Origin of the sequence: Finegoldia magna (assembly GCF_018371055.1) — a bacterium.
GTDB classification, from domain to species: domain Bacteria; phylum Bacillota; class Clostridia; order Tissierellales; family Peptoniphilaceae; genus Finegoldia; species Finegoldia magna_I.
Genome location: NZ_JAGYZD010000178.1, coordinates 1 through 3,559 on the forward strand (window position 1 = coordinate 1; position 3,559 = coordinate 3,559).

Below are 3,559 nucleotides of genomic sequence, written 5' to 3' on the forward strand. Positions count from 1 at the left end.
ATAAGAAATGAATATTTTTCAAAATCAAATACAGTTATTTTGACAAATAGCTCAACATTTGTAGATTCACTATCTGCTGTTTCACTATCAAGAGGTAACACTCCAATATTATTTACTAACCAATCCTCTTTAGATAGTAAAACATTGGCAAACCTAAAAGCTAACAAACCTAAAAAAGTTTACATTTTAGGTGGAGAAAAATCCATTAGCAATTCTGTAGTAAATCAACTTAAAAATTTGGGAATAATTGTTGAAAGAATTGCTGGACATGATAGATACGAAGTTAATTCTAAAGTTGCAGCAAAAACACATAATCCAAATACAAAACAAAAAACAAATATACTTATAACTTCAGGCGAAAATCATAGTGACGCTATATCATCTGCTATTTTAGCTCAAAACAAAAAAGCTCCTATACTTTTCGTTAGAAAAAATGAAGTTCCTACATCTATAAAAGGTTATTTGTTATCTTTAAAGAGAAACAATGCTATAGGAAGTATAACAATCGTTGGTGGTAACTTATCAGTATCTCAACAAGTAGAATCTTACTTAAGAACTTTTAGCAATAATGTAAGTAGGATTGCTGGTCGCGATAGATACACTACTAACGTAAAAGTTGCAAAACAAGTTAACCCTAACGCAAAAAGAGTAATCGTAGCTGAAGGTAATGGTTACAATGATGCTTTATTAATGTCACCTGTTGCCACTAAGTTAAATGCTTCTTTAATATTGACGAAACCTAACGATGTAACAAGAACAAAAGATTATTCTTCAAACGACAAAAGCTCTACTATGGAAGCATTCTTCAAGAATAACAAATCCATAGACCAAGTTATAGTTTGTGAAGGAAATCATTCCATACACGATTTCGTATCATCATCAATATCTGATTTGTTAGCAGGTAAAAATCTTAAAACTGCGCCAAAAGCAGATGCATTATACAAAAAAGAAAAAGCTGAACTAAGAAAAAGTACAACTGAAAAATCTAAAAAGGTTAAAAAACCTGTAGATTCATTACAAGCTCAACTTGCAAAAGCAAAAAGAGTATTTACAGTAAGATCCACAGCTTACACTTCTGATCCTCGAGAAAACGGTGGATGGAATGTAACAGCTATCGGAACTAAAATTAGACGTGGTATTATCGCAGTAGACCCAAGAGTTATTCCTTTAAGAACAAGAGTATATGTAGAAGGATACGGATTCGCTACAGCAGAAGACACTGGTGGAGCTATTAAAGGAAATAAAATTGATGTAGTTATGGATACAAAAGCTCAATCTCGTAACTGGGGAGTTAGAAACGTCAAAATCTACATCTTATAATATAAACTACTAAGCACTGATGTATCAGTGCTTTTTTTTATGTAATTTTTTACAATTATTTTGAGAAATAATGTCAGTTTTCAGTCGTTACCAAATAAATTTTAAGCTATTTTTCATAAAAACCAGCAATTGTTACATTTTTTAAATAATTAAACTTTTGAGTAGCGCATTTTATATTTTCCCTTAAAAGTTACAAATTGGTTACAAACTATTCCCTAATTTATGGGAAGTATGATTTTCAAGTAATTCACAAATTTTTCAATTTGTAAATAGTTTTAAGCAAATTTTACATAAAATCTAGCACATTGTGCAAATTAAACTAATAAATGTCAAATTTGTTTGAAAGTTATGAAAAATTCTTGTAAACTATTAGAGTAATTTGAATAAGTTACAAATTGGTTACAAAAATAATGAGCAATTAAAATTAGCTCATTGAAGTATATTAGGAGGATACATGAATAATTTTAAGAAGCCACTTCTTGTTATGACTTTGGCTGTATCATTATCTTTGGGAGCAAATGTTTCATTTGCAGATAATGAAAATAACAAGTCAGAAACAAACGTTAAAGCTATATTAGATAATTCAAGTAAAACTGAAACAGCAATCAAAATACAAGTAAAGCTAGATGAAAATAATAAAGTAATATCTAATAAAAATCAAAATAATACAGAAAAAAAAGAAGCTGAAGTCAAATCACAAAAAAGTGCAAAAACAGAAAGAATTGACGCGAAAAACAGATTTGAAACAGCTAAGAAAATCAAAGAAAAAGAATTCAAAAACGCAGACACTGCTGTAGTTGTGAATTCAAACGAATTTTCGGATTCAATCAGTGCAACAAACATTTCAAATGGTAAATCACCTATTCTTTACACTGATTCCAACAAACTAGACAACTTGACAAAAGAAGCTTTGAAAGGTGTCAAAAAAGTCTACATAACTGGTGGCGAAAAAACTATTAGTTCAAAAGTAGTTAAAGAATTAAATGGTTTGGGAATTGAAGTCATCAGAGTTAAAGGCAAAGACAGATACGATGTAAATGCAAAATCAGCTACTACATCTCACCCAGTTTCTAACAAAAAACAAAACGTAGTTATCGCATCTGGTGAAAACTTTGCAGATTCTATTTCTTCAACTTCTTTAGCTAAGAAAAAGAACGCTCCAGTTCTTTTAGTTAAAAAGAATGAAGTGCCAAAATCAATCAAAGAATACTTAAATTCTTTCAGCAAAAAAGGCCTTTTAGGAGATATCACTATAGTAGGTGGAGTAAATTCAGTTTCAAAGACTGTTGAAAAAGAACTTTCAAAACTTGCAAAAGTTACTAGAATTGCAGGATCTGACAGATACCAAACATCTGTAAAAGTTGCAAAACAAGTCGGTGTAAATTCTGAAAGAACAATCGTAGCTAGTGGAGAAAAATTTGTAGATGTACTTGCTGCATCTCCTGTAGCTCAAAAATACAACGCACCAATTGTTTTGGTTAAGAAGATGGACGTTCCAAGAAACGAAGATTACAAAACACAAGAACAAAAGTCAAACTCTGTGGAATCTTTCTTCAGACAAAACAAATCAAATATCATGTACACAATGGTATTTGGTGGAAAAAACACTATCGATAATTTCGTAGTAAATGGAATTAAAGATTTGTTAGCTGGTAAATCACTACAAGCAAAACCAAAAGTAGATGCATTAGTAAATGTGCCTAAAAAACAACCTAAAAAAGAAACTAGTAAATTAGACAAAATCGTAAGTCTTGCTTACAAACAATTAGGTAAGCCTTATGTTTGGGGAACTCACGGCCCTAGATCATTTGACTGCTCAGGACTTACATCTTACCTATACAGACAAGCTTACGGAATTTCTATAAGCCCAAGTTCAAGAGCACAAGTTTCTTATGGACACAAAGTTTCCAAATCAAACTTGAAAAAAGGCGATTTGATGTTCTTTGCAACAGGTGGTGGCGGAATAAGTCACGTTGGAATTTACGTTGGTAACAACAAATTAATCCACGCTTCTACACCATCAACAGGAGTTATCTTATCAGATATCAACTCCAGCTATTACCGAAGAACATTCGTTACAGCAAGAAGATTATTAGGTTAAATTCAAAAGCAATGATTCCTATGAATCATTGCTTTTTTGATTGATGACTTTAGTCAGTTGAGTTCGCTTGCGAACGAAACAATAAACTACCCGCTATGCGGGTAGGCGTTCTTAGGTTATACCAAAAAAATCACCAAG

The 3,559-nt window shown here is 31.5% G+C and carries 2 protein-coding genes; both read left to right on the plus strand.

Translation table 11 applies throughout. The features are described 5' to 3' along the window. The coding region (locus KHW44_RS07490) for a cell wall-binding repeat-containing protein (RefSeq protein ID WP_304067896.1) at positions 1-1,320 on the plus strand (1,320 nt) is incomplete at its 5' end. Between the two features lie 454 nt (positions 1,321-1,774). Next, positions 1,775-3,421, plus strand: a complete 1,647-nt coding sequence (locus tag KHW44_RS07495; RefSeq protein ID WP_304067900.1) for a cell wall-binding repeat-containing protein — start codon at positions 1,775-1,777, stop codon at positions 3,419-3,421. The last annotated feature ends 138 nt before the right edge of the window (positions 3,422-3,559 follow it).